Source organism: Flavobacterium sp. T50_26 (genome assembly GCF_057652995.1).
This window is the reverse complement of record NZ_JBYFCC010000015.1, coordinates 43,824-68,222: the sequence shown is the minus strand read 5'-3', so window position 1 is coordinate 68,222 and position 24,399 is coordinate 43,824. Positions and strand designations below refer to the sequence as shown.

Sequence of the window (24,399 nt, the reverse complement as noted above, 5' to 3'; positions counted from 1 at the left end):
TTCATAAAAATGAAAAATGCCGAAACCAATTTCTGATTTCGACATTTTTGCAACCACTAAATTTCTATTAAATGGAAAATCATTATTTGACTTTTCAAGTACCGTCATAATGACTTACAACCGTTAAATTTTTAATAAATACAAATCAATCAACTGCAGATGTTGTTATTTTGTGTAAAAATTGAAATTAATGACTCGTTTGTTGTTTTTTATAGCGTTTGTTTTATTTATTGAAGTTTATGCATTTCAAGCCTTTAGAACCTTATCAAAAATAAAATGGGTTCAGTATTCGTATGTGCTTTTAAGCGTACTTATTTTGGCGTTTATCATCTATTCTTTCACTCAATTTGATCGTCGTGTAGGGCAAAATTCGAGCACACTTCTCACTTTTGGTTTGGTTTTAATCGTTTATATTCCTAAAATTATTTTGACTTTGGTAATGTTCGGCGAAGATTTTTATCGAATAATATCCGGCACAATTTCTCATTTTTTAGGAAATACGGAGCAAAGTTCTTTTCTTCCCGAAAGAAGAAAATTTGTCAGTCAGATTGCTCTTGGCGTCGCAGCCGTTCCTTTTTTGTCACTTTTGTATGGAATGACCAAAGGAAAATATAATTTTAAAGTCATCAAACAAACACTTTTTTTTAGTGATTTACCAGATAGTTTTGACGGAACAACCATAACGCACATTTCAGATATTCATTCCGGCAGTTTTGATAATCCTGAAAAAATTCAATATGCGGTTGATTTAATTAATGAACAGAATTCGGATATGGTTTTGTTTACCGGAGATATCGTGAACACACACGCTACTGAGATGCATCCTTGGGTTGATACTTTCAAGAAAATACACAATCCCAAATTTGGAAAATATTCTGTTTTAGGAAATCACGATTATGGCGAATATATTGATTGGCCAACTCAAAAGGAAAAAGAAGATAATTTTGAAGCCATCAAAGATTTACATCGTCAAATTGATTTTAAATTATTAATGAATGAAAACGTAAAGTTGAAAAACGGAAGCGATGAAATTGCTGTTGTTGGTGTTGAAAATTGGGGAAAAAGTTTCAAAAAAGCTGGTGATTTAATCAAAGCTTCAAACGGATTAAATCAAAAAGATTTCAAAATTTTGATGAGTCACGATCCAAGTCATTGGGAATATGAAGTGAAAGATCATGAACAAAACTTCCATTTGACGTTATCCGGTCATACACACGGATTGCAATTTGGAATAGAAATTCCCGGTTTTATTAAATGGAGTCCCGTGCAATATGTTTACAAGCAATGGGCTGGATTGTATGAAAATTTAGGAAGATACGTTTATGTAAATCGAGGTTTTGGATTCCACGCTTACCCGGGAAGAGTAGGAATTTGGCCTGAAATTACTGTAATCGAATTAAAAAAGGCAGAAAAAGTAGCGTAATTCGTAAAATATGCTACATTTGTACTTAATATGTTAAAAAATAGGTTTATATTTAAATAAAATTTGTCCTTATGTCAAAGTTTGGTGAACTTATTAATGCTCAAGTTCCGGTGCTAATTGATTTTTACACTGAGTGGAACGAATCATCTGTAGCGATGCATCCTGTAATAAGAGATGTAGCGGCTGCATTGGGCGATAAAGCGAAAGTAATTAAGATAGACGTAGATAAAAATCAGGAATTGGCCGATGCTCTTCGTATCAAAGGTCTTCCTACCTTAATGATTTACAAAGAAGGTCAGATGGTGTGGAGACAATCCGGTGAGTTGGATGCAAACACAATTATTGGTTTAGTTCAAGAACAAGTCTAACTAATTATTTCACATTGATATCCGTTTTCGGATAAAAATTGAAGCGTTTTTGGAAGTACAAATTCCAAATTCGTAAATGCTTTTATACTATCGTGAAAAACGATTATACTTCCTGATTCCACATTTTTTACTACGTTTTCAAGACACTTTTCTTTCGTGATTGTTTGCTTATAGTCGGCACTCAACACATCCCACATAATAATTTTGTAGCCCAATTTTCGCAGTTTTCTGGATTGTGAAGGTTTAATTTTTCCATAAGGAGGACGAAATAGTTTTGATGGAATAGGGATCAAGGATGCTTTTTTAATTTCTTCCTCACAATTTTCAACTTCTTTTAAATAGGTCTTGTTTGGTGTGTTCCAACCTTTCACGTGATTAAAAGTATGGTTTCCAATAGCGTGACCTTCAGTAATTAATTGATTAAATAGTTCAGGATGTTTTGCTATATTATTTCCAATACAAAAAAAAGTAGCTTTAAAATTATACTTTTTTAATTGTGCCACAACCCATTCGGTGATTTCCGGAGTTGGTCCATCATCAAAAGTTAGAAACACTTTTTTTTCATCGTTCGGAATAGTCCAAACGTAATTTGAAAAAATGTTTTTAATAATCGGGTTTGTTTTTATCCAGAGTAAATCCATATTCTTAAAACAAAAAGAGCCAACTTAATGGCTCTGATTTTTATTCATTATCACGTCTAAATCGTTCAAATCGTTTGTTGTAACCGTTGAAAATCTTTCTGTTTTTTTCAAAAAATGCAGTGTCGTTTTTTCTTTTTACAACTTGAATCAATGATCGGTATCGTTCTATGTTTTTAACGATTTCATACATATTATCATTTTGTTCTGATGCTTTTTGGCTAACAAAATAATTTAGATTGTCGTTATATTTTTCAACTAATTTTGCAGTTAATTCTTGAGCTTTTTTGGTTTCACCCACATCATAATAACCAGCAATAAAAGGTTCTAACAACGTATAGAAACCGTATTTTTCTAATGGTAATTTAGTCATCGCCAAATCGATAACTTTTTTGGCTTTTTCTGTTTTTCCTTCAACAATGAGTTGCTGCATTAATCGAGATAAGTTTAGTCGATAGGTAATGCTGTTTCTTCGGGTTTCAATGTCGTGATAAATATCGCCATCGCTGTTGCCCCAGTCCCATTTCATAACAATATCATACATTTTATCACTATCAATCATTCCCATTTCCAATTGTCCATTTTCAGGATTGTATGGTGTTTTGATTGGAACTAATTTGTAAACCAAACCATCCAACTGAAGGTATTGTTTCATCCACAGAAAATCTTCGTCTGTATCGCTTCCGCCAGTAAAATAGATAGGTCTTTCCCAATTATTATTTTGAAGAATATCAAACATCATAATTCGAGCTTTATAAATTGCTCTATCATTAATGTCAATATCCATATATGGAGCAATGGAGTCGTAATATTTTTCAGAAACAACTTTATTTCTAATAACCGCTTCTTTGTCAACAGTGTATCGAATTTTATTTGTTGGGAAGAAATGTACGCTTTGCCCACTTTGCATTTCAAGTTTGGTGTTTGGGTCATCACTTTTAATAAAATCGATAAAGCTTTTTAATTCCCAACGGTTTTGTGTAATTTCATTATAAACACAATAATCTAATTTATCTCCGGCATATAAATTTCTGTCGAAAGATATTGGCAATGGTTCCGATGTGTAGGCTTTTGCTTTCATTTGATCAATGTGCCAGTCAGTCATAAACAATTGCGTATTTACAACTCTAACATCTCTTCGTATTCCTTCAATTTCTTGAGCATACCATAGTGGGAAAGTGTCATTGTCGCCAATTGTAAACAAAATGGCATTTGGCTCACAGGATTCTAAATAACCTTTTGCGTTAGCTAAAGCAGTATATTTTCCTGAACGGTCATGGTCATCCCAGTTTTGCGAGGCAAGAAGAACCGGAGCGGCTAAAAGGGATGCAATAAAAACAACCGGGAAAACAATTTTTGGCTGCATCCATTTTCGTAATGTGTCAAAAATAGCATAAACGCCAATTCCTATCCAAATAGCAAACACATAGAATGAACCAACTAAGGCATAATCTCTTTCTCGGGGTTCAAAAGGTCTTTCGTTGAGGTAGATTTTTAAAGCAATTCCTGTAAACAGGAACAATGCCAGCAAGACATAAAAACTTTTTAAGTCTTTTTTAGAATGATAAAGTAATCCGATGATACCTAAAATAAAAGGCAAAAAGTAGTAAACATTTCTTCCTTTATTTGTTAGTACATCTTCAGGAAGATTTTTTTGAGAGCCTAAAAAGATCTCATCAATAAAATCAATTCCGCTTAGCCAGTTTCCTTCGTTGTCATATTTTCCTTGAACGTCACTTTGTCTTCCCACAAAATTCCACATCAAATAACGAACATACATATAACCAAATTGGTACTCAAACATAAATCGGAAATTGTCTGATGCTGTCGGTTTTTCTACAATTAGATAATTTCCATAGCCTTTTAAAAATGAAATATAATCTTCGTTATCCAATCTTCCTGAACTATATGCTTGTCTGAATTGCGAAACAATATCAACTAGTTCTTGTTCATGAGCATATTCGGGATCAATTTTAAAATCTACCACATTAGTAAACTCCATGTAATTTAAAGCACTTTCGCCATTCCACATTCTAGGTAAAAAAGCTTTATGTGCATTGTGGCTATTTTGTGTAGCATTGATGTAGTTGTTTGTAATTACATATTTACCTGTTTTGTAATCACGTTCATAGTTGGGAGCTTTGTCTAAATATGGTTCGTCTGGGTCTAATCCGGCAAACATATCAGTAAATTGCGGACCATAAAACAATGGATTTTGAGGATACTGTTCTCGATTATAATAAGCCAATACCTCACGAGCATCAGACGGACGGTTTTCATTGATTACAACATTCGCATTAGCACGAATAGGAAGCATCATCCAGGTTGAAAAACCAATAAGAACAAAAAGAATACATAATAAAATAGTGTTGTATTGCGGAAGGTTCTTTGTTCGGGTAAATTTCAATCCAAAATAGAAGAATGCTATTAAAAACAAGGTCATAAAAATAGTTCCGGAGTTAAAAGGTAACCCAAATGTATTTACCATAAAAACTTCTGTTTTCCCAAAAAGAGACATGGTTAAAGGCAATAATAATTTAAAAATAAACAATAAAATCGCAACAACTACAATATTGGCGATGATGAAATTTTTGATAGTTATTGTTTTGTAATTTTTAAAAAAGTACAATAATCCAATCGAAGGAATTGTCAATAATGCCATAAAGTGAACACCAAATGAAAGACCTACAACCAAGCAAATTAAAAGTAACCATTTATTTCCGCGAGGTGTGTGCATATCTGTTTCCCATCGCAAGCCAAGCCAAAATAATAACGAAATTAATAGAGTTGCCATTGCATACACTTCTGCTTCTACTGCATTATACCAAAAACTATCGGTAAATGTGAAAGCCAAAGCACCAACCAAAGAAGCACCTAAAATAGCAACTTCATCCATTTTAGTAATTTCTTTAAATCGAGCTACTATTTTTCTCAACAGTAAAGAAGAAGACCAAAACATAAATAAAACAGTAAATGCACTAGAAAACACAGACATCATGTTTACCATCAATGCAACCTTTGAATCATCTGGAGCAAACATGGCAAAAAACGCACCAATCATTTGAAAAAGTGGAGCTCCGGGTGGGTGACCAACTTGCAGTTTGGCTGAAGTAGAAATGTATTCGCCACAATCCCAAAAACTTAGAGTTGGTTCTACTGTTAATGTAAAAGTAATTAGAGCAACGGCAAAAGTGAACCATCCTAAAATTGTATTCCACTTGTTAAAATTGAGTGTAGTCATCAGTACTATTTATTGTTTATGCTTGAATCTAGCTACAAAGAAACTATTTTTTTGTTGAAACGACCATGGCTTAACAAAATTTTGTTAATTATTATTGTATGATTTGTTACAATTTAATCACTTAATTAGCTCGTTTATAAATTGATGAGGTTGCAAAGCAATTTTTTTTTATATAAATTACTTTTTTTATTTGCTTTAAATAAAAAATAGTATAAATTTGCACCCGCAATCAAGCGATTTTGGTCCATGGTGTAATGGTAACACAACTGTTTTTGGTGCAGTCTTTCAAGGTTCGAGTCCTTGTGGACCAACAAACAAACCCACTTTAACGAGTGGGTTTTTTGTTTTTAAAGCATAAAAAATCCCGTTAGAATAATGAAACGGGATTAAATAAGAATATGTGGTAGATTATATTTTGAAAGTTAAAACCGGTTTTACTGCATGATTAACTAAGTCTTCACTGATACTTCCGTTGAAAAAGTGTGAAAGTCCTTTGCGGCCGTGCGTGCACATTCCAATCAAGTCTGCATTAATGCTGTTTGCAAAATTTAAAATTCCTTTTTCAACATTTGCGTCATTAAAAATGTGTGTTGAATAACTGTTGATTTGAAATTGAGCAACAAATTTGTCCATAATCTCTTGAGCAACTAAAGTAGATTTAAAACTATTTGGAGTATTAATCATTACTAAATTTAGTTCTGCACCAAACTTATTAGCCGCTTCAACCACTTTTGCGAAAGGTTTCTTAACCTCTTCTGTAAAATCTGAAGCAAAAACGAATTTCTTAATGTTAAAATCAGGAATTTCTTTTTTTATAATTAACACAGGAACTTCCGAATGACGAACAACTTTTTCAGCATTAGAGCCAATAAACATATCTTTAAATCCGCTGGCACCATGCGAACCCATAACGATTAAGTCTATGTCATTTTTTTTACTGAGATTAATGATTCCGTCAAAAGCTAATTCAAACTGAATTATTTCGGAAACTTTTAATCCTTCAAGATAATCCGCATCCATGAGGCTTTCTAATTTGCTAATAGCTGCATTTTTAAAGAACATAAGCTCAGGAATAGCATGCCCGCTACTTACTGCGTCACCAGATTGATGAGGCAATTCTAACATGTGAAGTAATATAATTTCACCATCATGTTTTTTTGCGATTTGAGCCGCTACTTTTAGGGCATATTCTGCGTGTTGAGAAAAATCGGTTGGAATTAAAATTTTTTTCATAAAAAAGTTTTGTAAAATAGATTGGTTTTTTTTAGGTTGTTTTAAAACATAAAGGTACAAAATATTTTTATGATTTTGCAATGAATTTTCAATTATGAAAAAAATCACTATATTTGCACCGTTATTTGATTAAAAAGTAAATAATGAGGCACGCATTGCGTGCCTCTTTTTATAAAAATATGATATTTAAAGATAAAGTTGTTGCCTTATTAAATCAGGGGTTGAGTGAAAAGCCATCGGTTTTTTTGATTGATTTAACCATCACAGATGCTATGAAAATTATAGTTACGTTAGATGGTGATCAAGGAGTTACACTTCAAGATTGTATCGACATTAACAGAGCAATCGAGAATAATTTAGATAGAGAAGAGCAGGATTTTTCAATTGAAGTGGCTTCTGCAGGTGTTTCAACTCCACTAAAATTAGTAAGACAATACAAAAAAAATATAGGAAGAACAGTAAAAGTTAAAACCGCAACAGATGTAATAGAAGCTGTTTTAACCGATGCAAACGACGAATTTATTACCTTGACTTGGACAGCGAGAGAGCCTAAAAAGATTGGTAAAGGAAAAGAAACGGTAGAAAAAACAAGAGAACTACCTTACTCAGAGATTAAAGAAGCAATAGTGACAATAACATTTTAAAAACACAAGTAGTTTAGCATGGAAAATATAGCATTAATCGAATCATTTTCAGAGTTTAAAGACGATAAATTAATCGATCGTGTTACCCTCATGGCCATTTTAGAAGATGTTTTTAGAAATGCCTTGAAAAAGAAATATGGTTCAGATGATAATTTCGACATCATCATCAATCCTGACAAAGGAGATATGGAAATTTGGAGAAACCGTGTGGTGGTAGCCGATGGTGAAGTAGAAGATGAAAATTCAGAAATTTCTTTATCAGAAGCCAGAAAAATTGAACCAGATTTTGAAGTAGGTGAAGATGTTTCAGAAGAAGTAAAATTAATCGATTTAGGAAGAAGAGCCATTTTAGCACTTCGTCAAAACTTGATTTCAAAAATACATGAACACGATAGCACAAATCTTTATAAACAATTTAAAGATTTAATTGGCGAAATTTATACTGCAGAAGTACACCATGTTCGTCCAAGAGTTGTAATTTTGGTAGATGATGACGGAAACGAAATTGTATTGCCAAAAGAAAAACAAATTCCATCCGACTTTTTCCGTAAAGGAGATAACGTTCGTGGAATCATTGAAAATGTAGAATTAAAAGGAAATAAACCGCAAATTATTATGTCAAGAACTTCAGAAAAGTTTTTGGAAAAATTATTTGAACAAGAAATTCCTGAAATTTTCGACGGATTAATCATGATTAAAAAAGTGGTTAGAATTCCCGGAGAAAAAGCAAAAGTTGCGGTAGATTCGTATGATGACAGAATTGATCCGGTTGGAGCATGTGTAGGAATGAAAGGATCAAGAATTCACGGAATCGTTCGCGAATTAGGAAATGAAAATATTGATGTTATCAACTATACAAGTAATAATCAATTATTTATAACAAGAGCATTGAGCCCTGCAAAAGTTTCTTCTATCAAAATTGATGAAGACAAAAAAAGAGCCGAAGTGTTTTTGAAATTAGAAGAAGTTTCAAAAGCAATTGGTCGTGGCGGACACAACATCAAATTAGCCGGCTTATTAACAGGTTATGAATTAGATGTTATCCGTGAAGGAAATGTTGCTGAAGAAGAAGATGACGTAGAATTAACAGAGTTCTCTGATGAAATTGACGCATGGGTAATCGATGAATTTGCAAAAATAGGTTTAGATACAGCAAGAAGCGTATTAAAACATACTATAGAAGATTTAGTCAGAAGAACAGACTTAGAAGAAGAAACTGTTCAAGATGTGATGAGAATTTTAAAATCAGAATTTGAAGCGTAAACTTCACAAAAAAGAACACACACTAAAAAAAATATATGTCTGAAGAAAAGAACATAAGAATTAATAAAATTTTAAGGGAATTAAATATTTCTTTGGAGAGAGCTGTCGATTATTTAAAAGACAAAGGTGTTACTATTGAAGCTAGTCCAAACACAAAAATCTCTGAAAATGAATATTCAATTCTTTGTAATGAATTTGCCGGCGATAAGGGGAATAAAGAAGCTTCTAAAGAAGTGAGTGAAGAAAAACGTAAAGAAAAAGAAGCTCTACGTGTTGAAAGAGAAAAGGAATTGGAATTGCAGAAAAAGCATGACGAAGAACTTTTAAAACAACAACAAGAGGTTATTAAAGCCAAAGCAACTGTAACCGGACCAAAACAGGTTGGAAAAATTGACTTAGAGCCCAAAAAACAACCCGTTCCAGAAGTTGAAAAAGTAGTAGAAGAAGTTAAGCCAGAACCAGTTCAAGAAGTTGTAAAAATAGAAGAGCCTGTTCAGGAAAAACTAATTGTGGAAGAAGAAAAACCAAAAGCTTCTCCAGAAAAAGTTGAACCAAAACCGGAAGTTCAAAAAATTGAACAAACAAAAAAACCGGCAATTACGCCAACTCCTGCTGCTTCCACTCAAACTCCTGCTGTTCCTGCTCAAGCACCAATGGATGAAAAATTTGAGACACAATATCAGAAATTGTCTGGTACTACGATTACCGGACAAAAAATTGATTTGTCTCAATTCGATAAACCTAAAAAGAAAAAGGAAGAACCAAAAATTCAACCAAGATCTGCTACGCAACCAGGTGGTTCGAATGACCCAAATAAAAATAAAAGAAAAAGAATTCAACCTAAACCGGGAACTCCTGGAGGCCAGAATTCCGGAAATACACAAGGAGGTCCGCCTCGTCCGGGTCAAGCAATCAGACCGGGTTTCAACAAAAGTGCTCGCCCTGCAATTGTTGCCAAAGTTGAGCCAACGGAAGAAGAAGTACAAAAACAAATCCGTGAAACCTTAGAAAAACTTCAAGGTAAAGGAAATAAAAGCAAAGCGGCAAAATACCGTAGAGATAAAAGAGATTCGCACCGTCAACGTTCGGATGATGAATTAAAAGCAATCGAAGAAGGTAGCAAAACAATCAAAGTAACAGAATTTGTTACCGTAGGTGAAATTGCAACAATGATGGACGTGCCAATTACCAAAGTAATCGGAACATGTATGTCATTGGGAATCATGGTAACCATGAACCAACGTTTGGATGCTGAAACATTATCAATCGTGGCAGATGAATTTGGCTACGAGGTAGAATTCATTACAACAGATATCGAAGATGCTATCGAAATCGTACAAGACAAAGAGGAAGATTTAGTTCACAGAGCTCCGATTGTTACCGTAATGGGTCACGTTGACCACGGTAAAACATCGTTGCTGGATTATATTCGTAAAGCCAACGTAATTGCCGGTGAGTCCGGAGGAATTACGCAGCACATCGGAGCCTATGGTGTAACCTTGGAAAACGGTCAAAAAATTGCATTCCTTGATACACCGGGTCACGAAGCGTTTACCGCGATGCGTGCACGTGGTGCTCAATTGACAGATATTGCGATTATCGTAATTGCAGCTGATGATGACATCATGCCACAAACCAAAGAGGCAATCAGCCATGCTCAAGCCGCTGGTGTTCCAATGATTTTTGCTATTAATAAGGTAGATAAACCAAATGCTAATCCTGAAAAGATCAAAGAAAGATTAGCCGGAATGAATTTATTGGTGGAAGATTGGGGTGGAAAAATTCAATCGCACGACATTTCAGCAAAAATGGGAATTGGTGTGAAAGAATTACTCGAAAAGGTTTTACTAGAAGCTGAATTGTTAGATTTAAAAGCTAATCCGAACAAGCCGGCTGTTGGTACTGTGGTTGAAGCTTATTTAGATAAAGGAAAAGGATATATTTCAACTGTATTAATTCAAGCCGGAACAGTTAGAATCGGAGATTATGTGTTGGCAGGTAAAAATCATGGTAAAGTAAAAGCGATGCATGATGAACGTGGCAACAGTATCAAAGAAGCCGGGCCATCAACACCAATTTCTATTTTAGGATTGGATGGAGCTCCAACTGCGGGTGATAAATTTAATATGTTTGAAGACGAACGCGAAGCGAAACAAATTGCTGCAAAACGTTCACAATTGATGCGTGAGCAATCAGTTAGAACTCAAAAACACATCACGTTGGCCGAGATTGGAAGACGTATTGCATTAGGTCAATTTAAAGAGTTGAATATTATTTTGAAAGGTGACGTGGATGGATCGGTAGAAGCACTTTCTGACTCGTTCTCTAAATTGTCAACCGAAGAAATTCAAATCAAAATTATTCATAAAGGTGTTGGTGCCATTACCGAATCAGATGTATTGTTAGCTTCGGCTTCCGATGCAATTATTATCGGATTTAATGTGCGTCCTGCCGGAAATGCGAAACAATTAGCAGATAAAGAAGAAATTGATATCAAAACATATTCAATTATCTACGATGCAATTGATGATTTGAAAGATGCGATGGAAGGAATGTTGTCTCCGGAATTAAAAGAAGAAATTTCAGGTACAGCCGAAATCCGTGAAACATTCAAAATTTCAAAAATTGGTACCATTGCAGGTTGTATGGTTGTTGATGGAAAAATCATCAGAAGCTCTAAAATTAGATTAATTAGAGAAGGTGTTGTAATTTACACTGGCGAATTGGTTGCTCTAAAACGTTTCAAAGACGACGTAAAAGAAGTTTCTAAAGGATATGATTGTGGTATGCAAATTAAAGGCTACAATGACATTGAAGTAGGCGATTTAATCGAATCATTCAGCCAAGTAGAAGTTAAGAAAAAGCTTAAATAATAAGTATAAAAAATCCCGAGCAATCGGGATTTTTTGTTTTTATAGGATTGTGAAATTTACTTATTAGGTTTGATCAAAAAAGCATTTGGATATTTTGCTTTTAATTCCTTCAAATTTCTCTCTGCTTCAATTCTGGTTTTATAATTTCCAACCCAAACTTTATAAACTGGTGTGTGAAAAACAATCGTTGCATCAAAATCTTTATTCTCTCTTTTAAAAGAAATGAGTTCCTTTCTTGAGTTTTCATTATTCCCTGTAAAAATTTGAATTTTCCAACGATCATTCACCGTCAATGAGGCGTTTACTCTTCTTTTTTCATTTAACAATTGTTCGAATTTCGCATCTTGTTCCACAGTAGTAGTTTGTGCGAAAACTTCATTATTTGTAAATAATAAAACAAGTAAAATAAGGGAGTAAAACAGTTTTTTTCTTTCTTTTGATAACATAATGAATTGATTTTAATGCAAATGTAATGGTTATGAAATAAAACAAAACAATAAATATTATTTAGAATAAATATAAATTACTATTTAAGGGTATTTTAAGGTTTTGAGAATAGTTCATAAGTCGTATTTTTGTCGGAGTTTAAAATAAAATGCACGTTTTATTGTAAGCTATAGAAAAAATCATACCAAAAATTAGTCGACAAAATTATATTCTAATATATGAAAAAGGTGGGTAACCCTAATTCGATTTCAAGAGTTCTACTGTTTAGTTTAGCTTTTATGCTAACTTTTTCTATTCAAATTTTTGCTCAAGATGCAGCCACTCCGGCTCCAGCTACTGACGCAACCGCTGCTGCACCTGCTCCAGCCACTGCCTCAGGAGATCCAGTTGCGGGAAAAGCATTGTTCAATGCTCAATGTGCGGCATGTCATAAATTGGATGCAAAAATGACCGGACCTGCGTTGCGTGGGGTGGGTGATAAGTATGAAAAAGAATGGTTGTACAAATGGATTCGTAACAGTGCTGAATTAATCAAATCGGGAGACGAAAGAGCAAACAAAATCTTTAACGAGTTTAACAAGTCTCCAATGACTGCGTTTCCTCAATTATCAGATGCAGATCTTGATAATATTATCGCTTATACGATGGAGCCGATTGCTGCTCCGCCGACACCAACACCTGGTCCAGAAGGAGTAGTTGCTCAGTCAGGTGGAATTTCAAACGAAGTAATTCTTGGGGCTCTTGCATTAGTTTTAGGAATGCTAGTTGTGATGCTGTTTTTAGTTAACAATGTGTTGTCTAAAATCGCAAAGGCAAACGGAATTGAAGTAGCTCAAAAAGAAAAAACGTTACCAATTTGGAAAGCATTTGCTAAAAATCAATTCTTGGTTTTAGTAACCGTTATTTTCCTTTTATTATCCAGTGCTTACTTTGTGTATGGATGGTTTATGCAGATTGGTGTTGATCAAGGCTATGAGCCAATTCAGCCAATTCATTATTCACACAGAATTCATGCCGGAGAAAATGGTATCGATTGTAAATATTGCCACTCATCTGCAAGAGAGAGTAAACATTCTGGAATTCCTTCTTTAAATGTTTGTATGAATTGTCATAAAAATGTTTCAGAAGTTGCAGAAAGCACTGCTACACCAGAATACAGCAAAGCATTCTACGATGGGGAAATTCAAAAATTGTACGATGCAGTGGGTTGGGATAAAGCCAATCAAAAATATACCGGAAAAACACAGCCTGTTAAATGGGTTCGTATTCATAACTTGCCAGACTTAGTTTATTTCAATCACGCACAACACGTTACTGTGGCTGGAATTGAATGTCAAACTTGTCACGGTCCGGTAGAAGAAATGGAAATCATGAAACAACATTCTCCATTAACCATGGGATGGTGTATCAATTGTCACAGAGAAACAGATGTGAAATTGAAAGACAATGATTACTACAAAAAAATTCACGAAGAGCTTTCTAAAAAATATGGTGTAGACAAATTAACGGCTGCACAAATGGGAGGTTTAGAATGTGGAAAATGTCACTATTAATTAATTTATTAAGAAGCTAATATATATACAGTATGTCATCAAACAAAAAATACTGGAAAAGTGTTGAAGAGCTAAGCGATAACAGTTCTATTGTTGAGACGTTAAGAAACAATGAATTCGTGGAGCCAATTCCAACGGATGAGTTTTTGGGAGATAAAGACAGTTTGTCTAACTCTTCTACTTCAAGACGTGATTTCTTAAAATACGTTGGTTTTAGTACAGCTGCCGCTTCATTGGCTGCCTGCGAAGGACCAGTGATCAAATCTATTCCTTATGTAGTGCAACCGGAACAAATTATTCCAGGTATTGCAGATTATTATGCTACAACAATGTTCGACGGTTTCGATTTTGCTAACATTTTAGTAAAAACTCGCGAAGGTCGTCCAATAAAAATAGAAAACAATACGATCGAAGGTGCTAATTTTAGTGCTAACGCTCGTGTTCATGCTTCGGTTTTGTCAATGTATGACAACATGCGTTTAAAACAACCTAAGCTAAACCAAAAAGATACTTCTTGGTCGGAAGTTGATGCAAAAGTAAAAGCTAGTTTAGCCGATGCAAAAGCAACTGGTGCTCAAGTAGTTCTTTTAACCGGAACATTAGCAAGCCCTTCTACCGATAAATTAGTTGCCGAATTTATAGCAAACAATCCAACAGCAAAACATGTAATTTATGATGCTGTTTCTTCTTCAGAAGCGTTAGATGCGTTTGAAGCAGTTTATGGAGAAAGAGCTTTAGCAGAATATGATTTTTCAAAAGCATCAACGATTGTTTCCGTTGGAGCAGATTTCTTAGGAGATTGGCAAGGTGGTGGTTTTGATAAAGGATATGCTCAAGGAAGAGTTCCAAAACAAGGAAAAATGTCAAAACATATTCAGTTAGAAGCGAATATGACATTATCCGGTGCTGCAGCTGACAGAAGAATTCCAATGTCAACGGCAGAACAAAAATTAGCTTTAGTTAAAATTTTCAGTATTGTTACAGGAACTCCTGTTGCAGTTGGAAAATTAGCAAACGAAGCTGAAATCACAAAAATTGCAGAACAATTAAATCAATCGGGTTCTAAAGGTGTTTTAGTTTCCGGTATCGATGATAAAAATGCACAGTTATTAGTATTAGCAATCAATGCTAAATTAAGCAGCGAAGCATTCAATACAAACCAAACCAGACAAATCAGAAAAGGTTCTAACCAAGCAGTTGCTCAGTTGGTAGCCGATTTGAATGGTGGAAAAGTACATACACTTATTATGAGTGGTGTAAATCCGGTTTATACTTTAGCAGATGGAAAAACATTTGCTGATGGTTTGAAAAAAGCAAAACTTTCTGTTGCCATTTCTTTGAAAGAGGATGAAACAGCTTCTTTAACAACCATTGCAGCTCCAGCTCCACATTATTTGGAAAGTTGGGGAGATGTAGAAATTATCAAAGGAACTTTCGGAGTTACTCAACCAACGATTCGTCCGTTGTTTAATTCTCGTCAATTACAAGATAATTTGTTGGTTTGGAACGGAAGCAATAAGACTTATTATGATTTCTTAAAAGAAACCTGGTCAACCGGAATTTTAACTGAAAAAACTTGGAATCAAGCGATTCATGATGGGATATTTGTTTCGGCTACAGTTTCGGCTAATGTTGGAGGTGGAGGTGCTGATTTTTCAGCCGCAGCTTCTGCTTTAGCTCAAGTAAAATCAAGTTCATTCGAATTAAATTTATATACCAAAACCGGAATGGGAGACGGGCAACAAGCCAATAACCCATGGTTACAAGAGTTTCCGGATCCAATTACAAGAGTTTCTTGGGATAATTATTTAACTGTTTCTAAAGCAGATGCAGAAAAATTAGGAATTGAAAACGAAATTGTTGCCAATGGTGGTCTTAACGGAAGCTATGTAACGGTAACAGTTGGAAATACAAAGCTTGAAAAAGTTCCTGTAATTATTCAGCCTGGTCAAGCCAAAGGTACAGTTGGTTTAGCTCTTGGATATGGTAAAAAAGCAGCTTTAAAAGAAGCAATGCAAGTGGGTGTGAATGCGTATGCCTTGTACAAAGGTTTCAATGCATCGCAACCGGTTTCAATTGCTTTAGAAAGTGGAGCACATGAGTTTGCTTCAGTTCAATCACAAAAAACATTAATGGGTCGTGGTGATATTATCAAAGAAACGACATTAACCATTTTCAATACAGAAAAAGATGCTAAAAAATGGAATCCACCACCAATGGTTTCTATGGATCACAAACCTATTGAAGCTACAAAAGTAGATTTGTGGGATAGTTTTGATAGATCAGTTGGTCATCATTTCAACTTGTCAATCGATTTGAATTCATGTACCGGTTGTGGTGCTTGTGTAATCGCTTGTCATGCTGAAAATAACGTTCCTGTAGTAGGAAAATCAGAAGTAAGAAGAAGTAGAGATATGCACTGGTTGCGTATTGACAGATATTATTCTTCGGAAGAAACATTTGCAAAAGATATTGAGAAAAAAGAAGGTTTTGATGGTCTTGATTTAGGTGGTTTCATTGCTGGTGATGAAGAAACTACAGGTTCATTAGGCGGTTTCAGAAAAATGGAACATCCGGCAGAAAATCCTCAAGTTGCTTTCCAGCCTGTAATGTGTCAACACTGTAACCATGCACCATGTGAAACAGTTTGTCCTGTTGCTGCAACATCTCACAGCCGTCAAGGTCAAAACCACATGGCATACAACAGATGTGTTGGTACTCGTTACTGTGCAAATAACTGTCCGTATAAAGTACGTCGTTTCAATTGGTTCTTATACAACAAAAACAATGAATTCGATTTCCATATGAATGACGATTTAGGGCGTATGGTATTGAATCCGGATGTAAACGTTCGTTCAAGAGGGGTTATGGAAAAATGTTCTATGTGTATTCAAATGACACAAGCTACTATTTTGAAAGCGAAAAAAGAAGGTCGTCCTGTAAATAAAGACGAATTCCAAACAGCTTGTTCAAGTGCTTGTTCTACCGGATCAATGGTATTTGGTGATGTGAATGATAAAGAAAGTGATGTAGCCAAATTGGTTGAAGATGATAGAATGTATCATTTATTGGAGCACGTTGGAACAAAACCAAATGTATTCTATCATGTTAAAGTTAGAAATACGTAGTTAAAATTTAATTAATAAGAAATACTATAAAGGATTATGTCGTCTCACTACGAAGCACCCATTAGAAAACCTTTAGTTATAGGTGATAAATCTTATCACGATGTAACAGTAGATGTCGCTGCTCCTGTTGAAGGAAGAGCAAACAAACAATGGTGGATTGTATTTTCAATCGCATTAACCGCTTTCCTTTGGGGATTAGGTTGTATGATTTACACCATTTCTACCGGTATCGGAACATGGGGATTAAATAAAACTGTTGGATGGGCTTGGGATATCACTAACTTCGTTTGGTGGGTTGGTATCGGTCACGCCGGAACGTTGATTTCTGCGGTACTGTTATTATTCCGTCAAAAGTGGAGAATGGCCATTAACCGTTCTGCGGAAGCAATGACCATCTTCTCTGTAATGCAAGCAGGTTTGTTCCCAATTATTCACATGGGTCGTCCATGGTTAGGATATTGGGTACTTCCAATTCCAAATCAATTTGGTTCGTTGTGGGTTAACTTTAACTCACCATTACTTTGGGACGTATTTGCAATTTCAACGTATCTTTCTGTATCGTTAGTTTTCTGGTGGACAGGTTTGCTTCCTGACTTTGCCATGTTGAGAGACAGAGCGATTACTCCTTTTACAAAAAGAGTTTATTCTATATTATCATTCGGATGGAGTGGAAGAGCAAAAGATTGGCAACGTTTTGAAGAGGTATCTTTAGTTCTTGCCGGATTAGCAACTCCTCTTGTACTTTCCGTACACACAATTGTATCCTTTGACTTTGCTACGTCGGTAATTCCGGGTTGGCATACAACCATCTTCCCTCCTTATTTCGTTGCAGGAGCGGTATTCTCAGGATTCGCAATGGTAAACACGTTGTTGATTATCATGCGTAAAGTATCAAAATTAGAAGCATACATCACCATTCAACATATTGAGTTAATGAACATTGTAATTATGATTACAGGTTCTATTGTGGGTGTCGCCTATATTACAGAGCTGTTTGTTGCTTGGTATTCCGGTGTAGAATATGAACAATATGCTTTCTTAAACAGAGCAACCGGTCCTTATGCTTGGGCTTATTGGGCGATGATGACGTGTAACGTGTTTTCTCCCCAGTTCATGTGGTTCAAAAAATTAAGAACAAGTATCATGTTCTCGTTCGTAATCTCAATTGTTGTTAATATCGGAATGTGGTTTGAGCGTTTTGTAATTATCGTAACCTCATTACACAGAGATTACCTTCCGTCATCGTGGACAATGTTTTCCCCAACGTTTGTGGATATCGGAATTTTTATCGGAACAATCGGATTTTTCTTTGTATTGTTCTTATTATATGCAAGATCATTCCCTGTGATTGCTCAAGCAGAGGTAAAAACCATCTTGAAATCTTCCGGAGATAATTACAAAAGAAAAAGAGAAGAAGAAGGACATCACCATAATCATTAAGATAATTAGTAGTAAGAAATTATGAGTACTAAAGTTATACAGGCACTATATAATGATGATGACATCCTAATGGATGCAGTGAAAGAGACTCGCAAAGCTCATCATCATATTGAAGAAGTTTATACTCCTTTCCCGGTTCACGGATTGGATAAAGCAATGGGGTTAGCTCCGACACGATTAGCAATTGCCTCTTTTATGTATGGTGTTGTTGGTTTAAGCTTTGCTACTTGGATGATGAATTATATCATGATTCAAGACTGGCCTCAAGATATCGGTGGAAAACCAAGTTTCAGTTATATTGAAAATATGCCGGCATTCGTGCCAATTATGTTTGAGTTAACAGTTTTCTTTGCTGCTCACTTAATGGTTATTACTTTTTATATGAGAAGTAAATTATGGCCATTTAAACAAGCAGAAAACCCAGATGTTAGAACAACAGATGACCACTTTTTAATGGAAGTTGCTGTTCACAATAACGAGCAAGAACTGTCTGATTTCTTAAAGAAAACAGGAGCAGTAGAAATTAAAGTTGTAGAAAAGCATTAAGATAGAAATATGAAAAGCTTATTTAAAATAGCCCTATTGTTTGGATTAGCCTTATCGGTGACCTCTTGTTTTAATAGCAAAAGTCCAAATTATCAATTTTTTCCAAATATGTATGAATCAGTTGGGTATGAAACTTATGCTGAATCAGAGGCGTTTAATGGGAAAAACCAATTAAAAGGCCAAACCGCTCAAGAACCACCGCAAGGAAGTATCAAAAGAGGTTTTGAAATTTATGAATACGAAAATTCAACTGCCGGATACGATTTAGCAAAAGCAAATTTGCTTTCTCCGATTGATTCAATTTCTGAAAAAGAAGCTGCTAAAGGAAAAGAACTTTACGGAATTTATTGTGCAATTTGTCATGGTGAATCAGGAAATGGAAAAGGAAAACTAGTAGAAAGAGAAAAATTCCTTGGAGTTCCAAGTTATGCCGATAGACCAGTTACTGAAGGAAGTGTTTTTCACGTGATTACCTATGGTTTAAATTCAATGGGTTCTCATGCTAATCAATTATCGCAACACGAACGTTGGTTAGTGACTGATTATGTTCTTCAGTTAAAAAGTAAATTATAATTATTGACAACTAGATTGTATAGATATGTATACCTTTTCAAGTAAATTAAAAGTTTTTTCCTTTGTTCTAATAATCGTTGGATTATTGGGAATTGGATATAGTTTTATTTCTGCTCCAAAAACCACAGCCGATGTAGAGAAAATTCTTAAAGCTGAAGAAGACGCTCATCATGGTGCTCACGATGCTCATGCTCATGATGCACACGGACATGACGCCCACAGTGCAGAAGCTCATGCAGAACACGAAGAACATTTAAACCATGTTTTACATCAGTTGCAAAATAAGCCTTGGGCTGCTTTGTATGTTGCTGCCATCTTTTTTATGTTAATTTCACTTGGTGTATTGGCTTTCTATGCAATTCAAAATGTTGCACAGGCTGGTTGGTCTCCGGTATTATTTAGAGTTATGCAGGGAATTACCGCCTATTTGCCATGGGGTTCTGCTATCTTTTTCATTTTATTAGTACTTTCTGCTTTCCATTTTAATCATTTATTTGTGTGGATGGATCCTGAATTAGTAAATCCTGAAAGCCCTAAATTTGATAAACTTTTAAATGGTAAAAAAGGTTATCTAAACGAATGGTTCTGGTTAATCAGAGCTGCTATATTCATCATCGGATGGAATTTATACCGTTATTTCTCTAGAAAAAATTGTTTAGCTCAAGATGAAGCTTCAGATAATGCTTTCTACAAAAAGAATTTCAATATTTCAGCTGGATTTTTAGTATTCTTTATCGTAACAGAATCTATCATGTCTTGGGACTGGATTATGTCTGTTGATCCTCACTGGTTTTCTACTTTATTTGGATGGTATGTATTTGCCTCTTTCTTCGTAAGTGGAATTACTGTGATTGCAATGGTAACATTATACCTTAAATCAAGAGGTTATTTAGAGCATGTAAACACAAGCCACATTCACGATTTAGCTAAATTTATGTTTGGTATTAGTGTGTTTTGGACGTACTTATGGTTCTCACAATTCATGTTGATTTGGTATTCAAATATACCGGAAGAGGTTACATATTTCGTAACAAGAATTGAACAATATAATTTACCTTTCTTCGGAATGGTTGCCATGAATTTTATTTTCCCATTCCTAATCTTAATCAATACCGATTTCAAACGTATTACTTGGGTTTTAGTAATGGCAGGAGTAGTAATTTTATTAGGTCATTATGTTGATTTCTTCAACATGATTATGCCTGCTACCGTTGGAAACAGATGGTTTATCGGAATCGGAGAGATTGGTTCATTGCTTTTCTTCCTTGGATTATTTATTTTAATAGTGTTCACCGCTTTAACAAAAGCACCATTATTACCAAAAAGAAATCCATTTATCGAAGAGAGTAAACATTTTCATTATTAATATTTAAAGATTTAGACAGATGACAAGTTTGTTAGTACTAGTTGTTTTAGTTTTAGTATCAGTAGCCATTTGGCAATTGACCAAAATATTTGATTTAACTCAAATAGGAGGTGACGCTGATAATTCTCAAGTGGCTAATGACAATGATAATAATGTAAATGGTTATTTAATGTTTGCCTTTTTGGTTTTCATTTATATTACAACAATTGTTTGTGTAGTTAAGTATGGTCATTTTCCGTTAATGAGTAATTCGGCTTCAGAACATGGAGTAGAAGTGGATCGTTTGATGTGGATTTCGATGATTTTAATTTTCTTCGTTCAGACAATTACACAAGCATTATTGCATTACTTTGCCTATAAATACAGAGGGAAAAAAGGAAATACTGCATTGTATTTTGCTGATAACAATAAACTAGAAATGATTTGGAGTATCATTCCAGCAATTACATTGGCAGGTTTAATTCTTTACGGGTTATATGCTTGGACAAATATTATGTTTGTTGACGAAGAAACTGAAAACCCAATGGTTGTAGAAATTTATGCAAAACAATTTGGGTGGGAAGTTCGTTATGCCGGAGAAGATAATGTCTTAGGGAAAGCAAACGTTCGTTACATTGAAGGAATCAATACGTTAGGTGTAGATTTAGCCGATCCTAATGCCCAAGATGATATTCCTGCTTCAGAATTACATTTACCTAAAGGTGTTAAAGTTGTTTTCAAAATTCGTTCGCAAGATGTTTTGCACTCAGCATATATGCCACATTTTAGAGCACAAATGAACTGCGTTCCCGGTATGGTTACTCAATTTGCATTTACGCCAACTGTTACAACCCTTGATATGAGAAACTCTCCTGACATGCAAGAAAAAGTAGCAAATATTAATAAAATTAGAGCAGAAAAAAGTAAAGAATTAGTAGCAAAAGGCGAAGCAGCACTAGATCCATATACATTTGATTACCTTTTATTGTGCAATAAAATTTGTGGTAAATCTCATTACAATATGCAAATGAAAATCGTTGTAGAAAGTAAAGAGGATTTCAAAAAATGGTTAAGCGAAAAAACAACGTTGGTTCAAGCTATCAAAGCCCAAGAACAACCAGCTGAAGAAGTTGAAACACAAACAGACACGACCAAAGTGGTTGCCGATTCAACATTAGTAGCTCAAGTAGTAGAAAAAAAATAGCTAAATTAAAAATTATAATTTAAGAGTATGTCAGCACACGATCACGCAAACGAACACGATCACGGACACGAACACGAACATCACCACAAAGATACTTTTATAACAAAGTATATCTTTAGTATCGATCATAAAATGATAGCCAAACAATACCTAATCACTGGTTTGATTATGGGTATTATTGGTGTGGCAATGTCTTTGTTGTTCAGAATGCAATTGGCATGGCCGGAAGAATCTTTTAAAATTTTTAATGTATTACTTGGTGACGAATTTGCACCAGAAGGAGTAATGCGAAATGATATTTATTTAGCATTAGTTACCATACACGGAACAATCATGGTTTTCTTTGTGTTAACAGCTGGTTTAAGTGGAACATTCAGTAATTTACTAATCCCTCTGCAAATTGGAGCTCGTGATATGGCATCCGGATTCATGAACATGATTTCGTATTGGTTATTCTTTTTGTCAAGTGTAATCATGGTAGTATCTTTGTTCGTTGAATCAGGGCCGGCATCTGCAGGATGGACAATTTATCCACCTTTAAGTGCTCTTCCGCAAGCTATTCCCGGATCAGGAACAGGTATGACATTGTGGTTGGTTTCTATGGCAATTTTTATTGCGTCATCTTTAATGGGATCTCTTAATTATGTGGTTACCGTTATTAACTTGAGAACAAAAGGAATGTCAATGACTAGATTGCCTCTTACTATTTGGGCTTTCTTTGTTACTGCAATTATTGGTATTGTTTCTTTCCCTGTACTTTTATCAGCAGCTTTGTTGTTGATTTTCGATAGAAGTTTTGGAACGTCATTTTTCCTTTCGGATATATTTATTGCTGGTGAAGTATTACACTACCAAGGAGGTTCACCGGTTTTATTTGAACATTTATTTTGGTTTCTAGGTCACCCAGAAGTTTATATTGTTTTGCTACCAGCTTTGGGTATTACCTCAGAAATTATTGCAACAAATGCTCGTAAACCAATTTTTGGATATCGTGCAATGATTGCTTCTATTATTGCTATCGCTTTTCTTTCAACAATTGTTTGGGGTCACCACATGTTCGTTTCTGGAATGAATCCATTTTTAGGATCTGTGTTTACTTTTACAACATTGTTGATCGCAATTCCATCAGCAGTAAAAGCATTTAACTACATAACAACCTTATGGAAAGGTAACCTTCAGTTAAATCCTGCCATGTTATTCTCTATCGGATTGGTTTCAACTTTCATCACAGGAGGTTTAACAGGTATCATTTTAGGAGACAGTACGCTAGATATTAACGTACACGATACATACTTTGTCGTTGCTCACTTCCACTTAGTAATGGGTATTTCTGCTCTTTACGGTATGTTTGCCGGAATCTATCATTGGTTCCCAAGAATGTTCGGAAGAATGTTAAATAAAAATCTAGGTTATGTTCATTTCTGGGTAACTGCTGTTTGTGCGTACGGAGTTTTTTTTCCAATGCATTTTATCGGAATGGCCGGTTTACCAAGACGTTATTATACCAACACAGCTTTTCCATTATTTGATGATTTACAAAATGTAAATGTTATCATTACAATGTTTGCTTTAGTAGGTGGTGCTTTCCAGTTAGTATTCATTTGGAATTTCTTCCACAGTATGTTCTATGGTAAAAAAGCTGAAATGAATCCATGGAGGTCAAATACATTAGAATGGACGGCTCCTGTAGAACATATTCATGGAAACTGGCCTGGAGCTCTTCCTGAAGTTCACAGATGGCCTTATGATTACAGTAAGCCAGGACATGATGAAGATTTTGTGCCGCAAACAGTTCCAATGGGTCCGGACGAAGAACAATTACATCACTAATTATTATTAATTCATATTTAAAAAAGTCCTTTCATTTTTCTGAAAGGGCTTTTTTATTTATCTTTATTCTGATAAATTTTTTGTTATGGAATCATCAAAAGAATATAGTAACGGTGAAGTTACAATCGTTTGGAAACCTGATTTATGTACTCACTCCGCCAATTGCGTAAAAGGTTTGCCAACTGTTTTTCAACCCAAAGAAAAACCTTGGATTAAAGAAAATGGTGCTTCATCTGAAGAAATAATCAATCAAATAGAAAAATGCCCTTCGGGAGCACTAACTTTTTATTTAAATATAGAAAAATAAAATGGCAGATAAATACGAATCAGTTGAATTACTGAAAAATGAAGACAAGAAACGATTTGAACTTCATGTAGAAGGACATGTGGCTTTTATCGAATATATCCTTACCAATCAAAACGTAATGTATCTAACCCATACCGAAGTCCCTATTGGATTAGAAGGAAAAGGAGTTGGAAGTAGCATCGTTGTCAAAGCATTACATTATATCAAATCCAATAATTTTACATTAGCTCCACTTTGCCCTTTTGTGGCAGCTTACTTAAAGAGACATCCGGAATGGAAAGAAATTTTAGCACCGGGTTATCACGTTTAACTATTTCTTTTTATAAATAGACTTTGTCTTATC

Annotated in this window: 19 protein-coding genes and 1 tRNA gene; 16 read left to right on the top strand and 4 right to left on the bottom strand. The window is 34.8% G+C overall.

Going from position 1 to position 24,399, the window contains the following annotated elements; genetic code table 11:
* Window positions 1-190: 190 nt before the first annotated feature.
* Window positions 191-1,423: a metallophosphoesterase gene (locus AC23MC_RS10420; RefSeq protein WP_487568328.1), complete on the top strand. Its 1,233-nt coding sequence runs from the start codon at window positions 191-193 to the stop codon at window positions 1,421-1,423.
* A gap of 71 nt (window positions 1,424-1,494) precedes the next feature.
* On the top strand, window positions 1,495-1,791 hold the full coding sequence (locus tag AC23MC_RS10415; protein WP_248435864.1) for a thioredoxin family protein: 297 nt from the start codon (window positions 1,495-1,497) through the stop codon (window positions 1,789-1,791).
* Here the strand turns inward: AC23MC_RS10415 and AC23MC_RS10410 are convergent.
* Both AC23MC_RS10410 and AC23MC_RS10405 read right to left on the bottom strand, forming a co-directional pair.
* Complete coding sequence (locus AC23MC_RS10410) at window positions 1,788-2,432, bottom strand: polysaccharide deacetylase family protein (RefSeq protein ID WP_487568298.1); 645 nt, start codon at window positions 2,430-2,432, stop codon at window positions 1,788-1,790. The two genes, AC23MC_RS10415 and AC23MC_RS10410, sit on opposite strands and share 4 nt — an antisense overlap.
* A gap of 40 nt (window positions 2,433-2,472) precedes the next feature.
* Complete coding sequence (locus AC23MC_RS10405; protein ID WP_487568297.1) at window positions 2,473-5,670, bottom strand: glycosyltransferase family 117 protein; 3,198 nt, start codon at window positions 5,668-5,670, stop codon at window positions 2,473-2,475.
* Window positions 5,671-5,910: 240 nt separating this feature from the next.
* Here AC23MC_RS10405 and AC23MC_RS10400 point away from each other — a divergent pair.
* Window positions 5,911-5,981 (top strand) — tRNA-Gln (locus AC23MC_RS10400).
* A 97-nt stretch (window positions 5,982-6,078) separates the two neighbouring features.
* Here the strand turns inward: AC23MC_RS10400 and AC23MC_RS10395 are convergent.
* Window positions 6,079-6,903: a universal stress protein gene (locus AC23MC_RS10395; protein WP_487568296.1), complete on the bottom strand. Its 825-nt coding sequence runs from the start codon at window positions 6,901-6,903 to the stop codon at window positions 6,079-6,081.
* 179 nt (window positions 6,904-7,082) lie between these two features.
* Here AC23MC_RS10395 and rimP point away from each other — a divergent pair, with 179 nt between their 5' ends.
* From rimP to infB, 3 genes are read left to right on the top strand one after another with little or no spacing between them, the layout of a single operon-like run.
* Window positions 7,083-7,547 (top strand): ribosome assembly cofactor RimP, encoded by a 465-nt coding sequence (gene rimP / locus AC23MC_RS10390; protein WP_487568295.1) that lies wholly within the window; start codon window positions 7,083-7,085, stop codon window positions 7,545-7,547.
* Between the two features lie 18 nt (window positions 7,548-7,565).
* Window positions 7,566-8,810: a transcription termination factor NusA gene (gene nusA / locus AC23MC_RS10385; RefSeq protein WP_487568294.1), complete on the top strand. Its 1,245-nt coding sequence runs from the start codon at window positions 7,566-7,568 to the stop codon at window positions 8,808-8,810.
* A 35-nt stretch (window positions 8,811-8,845) separates the two neighbouring features.
* Window positions 8,846-11,683 (top strand): translation initiation factor IF-2, encoded by a 2,838-nt coding sequence (gene infB, locus AC23MC_RS10380; RefSeq protein WP_487568293.1) that lies wholly within the window; start codon window positions 8,846-8,848, stop codon window positions 11,681-11,683.
* Window positions 11,684-11,739: 56 nt separating this feature from the next.
* Here the strand turns inward: infB and AC23MC_RS10375 are convergent, their stop codons facing one another.
* Window positions 11,740-12,129: an SPOR domain-containing protein gene (locus AC23MC_RS10375; RefSeq protein ID WP_487568292.1), complete on the bottom strand. Its 390-nt coding sequence runs from the start codon at window positions 12,127-12,129 to the stop codon at window positions 11,740-11,742.
* Between the two features lie 219 nt (window positions 12,130-12,348).
* Between AC23MC_RS10375 and AC23MC_RS10370 the strand changes: the two genes are divergently transcribed.
* The 10 genes from AC23MC_RS10370 to AC23MC_RS10325 all read left to right on the top strand — a co-directional run bounded on the left by AC23MC_RS10370 (window position 12,349) and on the right by AC23MC_RS10325 (window position 24,366).
* Entirely contained in the window at window positions 12,349-13,683 is a 1,335-nt protein-coding gene (locus tag AC23MC_RS10370) for a c-type cytochrome (RefSeq protein ID WP_487568291.1), read from the top strand.
* A gap of 32 nt (window positions 13,684-13,715) precedes the next feature.
* The gene (locus tag AC23MC_RS10365; protein WP_487568290.1) at window positions 13,716-16,811 is read left to right on the top strand and encodes a TAT-variant-translocated molybdopterin oxidoreductase; all 3,096 of its coding nucleotides are present in this window, start codon (window positions 13,716-13,718) and stop codon (window positions 16,809-16,811) included.
* Window positions 16,812-16,847: 36 nt separating this feature from the next.
* Window positions 16,848-18,251, top strand: a complete 1,404-nt coding sequence (gene nrfD / locus AC23MC_RS10360; protein WP_248435846.1) for an NrfD/PsrC family molybdoenzyme membrane anchor subunit — start codon at window positions 16,848-16,850, stop codon at window positions 18,249-18,251.
* 21 nt (window positions 18,252-18,272) lie between these two features.
* Window positions 18,273-18,797 (top strand): DUF3341 domain-containing protein, encoded by a 525-nt coding sequence (locus AC23MC_RS10355; RefSeq protein ID WP_487568289.1) that lies wholly within the window; start codon window positions 18,273-18,275, stop codon window positions 18,795-18,797.
* 9 nt (window positions 18,798-18,806) lie between these two features.
* The gene (locus tag AC23MC_RS10350; protein WP_487568288.1) at window positions 18,807-19,370 is read left to right on the top strand and encodes a c-type cytochrome; all 564 of its coding nucleotides are present in this window, start codon (window positions 18,807-18,809) and stop codon (window positions 19,368-19,370) included.
* A 25-nt stretch (window positions 19,371-19,395) separates the two neighbouring features.
* A complete protein-coding gene (locus AC23MC_RS10345) occupies window positions 19,396-20,736 on the top strand; it encodes a quinol:cytochrome C oxidoreductase (RefSeq protein WP_487568287.1) in 1,341 nt (446 codons plus the stop codon).
* Between the two features lie 19 nt (window positions 20,737-20,755).
* Window positions 20,756-21,919, top strand: a complete 1,164-nt coding sequence (locus AC23MC_RS10340; RefSeq protein ID WP_487568286.1) for a cytochrome c oxidase subunit II — start codon at window positions 20,756-20,758, stop codon at window positions 21,917-21,919.
* Window positions 21,920-21,946: 27 nt separating this feature from the next.
* The gene (locus tag AC23MC_RS10335; RefSeq protein WP_487568285.1) at window positions 21,947-23,749 is read left to right on the top strand and encodes a cytochrome c oxidase subunit I; all 1,803 of its coding nucleotides are present in this window, start codon (window positions 21,947-21,949) and stop codon (window positions 23,747-23,749) included.
* An 85-nt stretch (window positions 23,750-23,834) separates the two neighbouring features.
* Window positions 23,835-24,056 carry a (4Fe-4S)-binding protein gene (locus AC23MC_RS10330; protein WP_487568284.1) on the top strand — a complete coding sequence of 74 codons (222 nt, stop codon included), beginning with the start codon at window positions 23,835-23,837 and terminating at the stop codon, window positions 24,054-24,056.
* 1 nt (window position 24,057) lies between these two features.
* Window positions 24,058-24,366: a GNAT family N-acetyltransferase gene (locus tag AC23MC_RS10325; protein WP_487568283.1), complete on the top strand. Its 309-nt coding sequence runs from the start codon at window positions 24,058-24,060 to the stop codon at window positions 24,364-24,366.
* Window positions 24,367-24,399: the final 33 nt, after the last annotated feature.

What these genes read in the sequence shown, in the direction of transcription:
- AC23MC_RS10420 (WP_487568328.1), top strand. Translation starts at nt 191, where the DNA reads ATGACTCGTTTGTTGTTTTTTATAGCGTTTGTTTTATTTATTGAAGTT.
- AC23MC_RS10415 (WP_248435864.1), top strand. Translation starts at nt 1,495, where the DNA reads ATGTCAAAGTTTGGTGAACTTATTAATGCTCAAGTTCCGGTGCTAATT.
- AC23MC_RS10410 (WP_487568298.1), bottom strand. Translation starts at nt 2,432, where the DNA reads ATGGATTTACTCTGGATAAAAACAAACCCGATTATTAAAAACATTTTT.
- AC23MC_RS10405 (WP_487568297.1), bottom strand. Translation starts at nt 5,670, where the DNA reads ATGACTACACTCAATTTTAACAAGTGGAATACAATTTTAGGATGGTTC.
- AC23MC_RS10395 (WP_487568296.1), bottom strand. Translation starts at nt 6,903, where the DNA reads ATGAAAAAAATTTTAATTCCAACCGATTTTTCTCAACACGCAGAATAT.
- rimP (WP_487568295.1), top strand. Translation starts at nt 7,083, where the DNA reads ATGATATTTAAAGATAAAGTTGTTGCCTTATTAAATCAGGGGTTGAGT.
- nusA (WP_487568294.1), top strand. Translation starts at nt 7,566, where the DNA reads ATGGAAAATATAGCATTAATCGAATCATTTTCAGAGTTTAAAGACGAT.
- infB (WP_487568293.1), top strand. Translation starts at nt 8,846, where the DNA reads ATGTCTGAAGAAAAGAACATAAGAATTAATAAAATTTTAAGGGAATTA.
- AC23MC_RS10375 (WP_487568292.1), bottom strand. Translation starts at nt 12,129, where the DNA reads ATGTTATCAAAAGAAAGAAAAAAACTGTTTTACTCCCTTATTTTACTT.
- AC23MC_RS10370 (WP_487568291.1), top strand. Translation starts at nt 12,349, where the DNA reads ATGAAAAAGGTGGGTAACCCTAATTCGATTTCAAGAGTTCTACTGTTT.
- AC23MC_RS10365 (WP_487568290.1), top strand. Translation starts at nt 13,716, where the DNA reads ATGTCATCAAACAAAAAATACTGGAAAAGTGTTGAAGAGCTAAGCGAT.
- nrfD (WP_248435846.1), top strand. Translation starts at nt 16,848, where the DNA reads ATGTCGTCTCACTACGAAGCACCCATTAGAAAACCTTTAGTTATAGGT.
- AC23MC_RS10355 (WP_487568289.1), top strand. Translation starts at nt 18,273, where the DNA reads ATGAGTACTAAAGTTATACAGGCACTATATAATGATGATGACATCCTA.
- AC23MC_RS10350 (WP_487568288.1), top strand. Translation starts at nt 18,807, where the DNA reads ATGAAAAGCTTATTTAAAATAGCCCTATTGTTTGGATTAGCCTTATCG.
- AC23MC_RS10345 (WP_487568287.1), top strand. Translation starts at nt 19,396, where the DNA reads ATGTATACCTTTTCAAGTAAATTAAAAGTTTTTTCCTTTGTTCTAATA.
- AC23MC_RS10340 (WP_487568286.1), top strand. Translation starts at nt 20,756, where the DNA reads ATGACAAGTTTGTTAGTACTAGTTGTTTTAGTTTTAGTATCAGTAGCC.
- AC23MC_RS10335 (WP_487568285.1), top strand. Translation starts at nt 21,947, where the DNA reads ATGTCAGCACACGATCACGCAAACGAACACGATCACGGACACGAACAC.
- AC23MC_RS10330 (WP_487568284.1), top strand. Translation starts at nt 23,835, where the DNA reads ATGGAATCATCAAAAGAATATAGTAACGGTGAAGTTACAATCGTTTGG.
- AC23MC_RS10325 (WP_487568283.1), top strand. Translation starts at nt 24,058, where the DNA reads ATGGCAGATAAATACGAATCAGTTGAATTACTGAAAAATGAAGACAAG.